Below are 242 nucleotides of genomic sequence, written 5' to 3'. Positions count from 1 at the left end.
ATGATTTCGGTTCCGGATAGAAAAGAACCATCGCGCATTTCGAACCCTGCGTGATGGCCGATCCCGCATCAGTCAATCATCAAAACTACTTTGCCAAAACTCTCGTTCGATTCGATCCGTTCGTGGGCCGCGCGCACGTCTTCCATTTTGAAAACGTTATCGATGACCGGTCGCACCTCGCCGTTTGCGAGCAGCGGCACTACTTGCTGTGCAAACAGGCGCGTCGCCGCCGCCTTTTCTTC

1 protein-coding gene is annotated in these 242 nt (G+C 54.1%); it reads right to left on the bottom strand.

Annotation, left to right across the window (positions count from 1 at the left end; translation table 11 throughout):
• Positions 1-68: 68 nt before the first annotated feature.
• Entirely contained in the window at positions 69-200 is a 132-nt protein-coding gene (locus tag KVT28_RS28580; RefSeq protein ID WP_368734948.1) for a zinc-binding dehydrogenase, read from the bottom strand.
• Positions 201-242: the final 42 nt, after the last annotated feature.

This window comes from Pantoea sp. GbtcB22, from assembly GCF_019091025.1.
GTDB classification, from domain to species: domain Bacteria; phylum Pseudomonadota; class Gammaproteobacteria; order Enterobacterales; family Enterobacteriaceae; genus Pantoea; species Pantoea leporis.
Note: the sequence above shows the minus strand (reverse complement) of the source record. Positions and strands in the feature narration are given on the sequence as shown.